Below are 261 nucleotides of genomic sequence, written 5' to 3'. Positions count from 1 at the left end.
GGATACCGAAACGAATTTGCGTTTTAGAACATCTTTTAGCTGAAACTTGTGTAAGCAAGTTGAAATAGTTATTAGTTGATACGATTATGTTCTGAAAGAAAGTATTGAAACCATTTATGGTTCGATATTTTTCCGAAGGAAAAAATTGAGGTTAAGCTAATAAGAGCACACGGAGGATGCCTAGGCGCCAGGAGCCGACGAAGGACGTGGCGAACAACGAAACTGCCTCGGGGAGCTGTAAGCAAGCTTTGATCCGGGGGT

Annotated in this window: 1 rRNA gene; it reads left to right on the top strand. The window is 42.5% G+C overall.

Annotation, left to right across the window (positions count from 1 at the left end):
* Positions 1 to 149: 149 nt before the first annotated feature.
* Positions 150 to 261 (top strand): 23S ribosomal RNA (locus tag HPT30_RS00380); the annotation flags it as partial.

Source organism: Paenibacillus agri, from assembly GCF_013359945.1.
Taxonomy (GTDB): Bacteria; Bacillota; Bacilli; order Paenibacillales; family Paenibacillaceae; genus Paenibacillus_AQ; species Paenibacillus_AQ agri.
The sequence above is the reverse complement of the archived record's forward strand: the minus strand, read 5'-3'. Positions and strand labels throughout refer to the sequence as shown.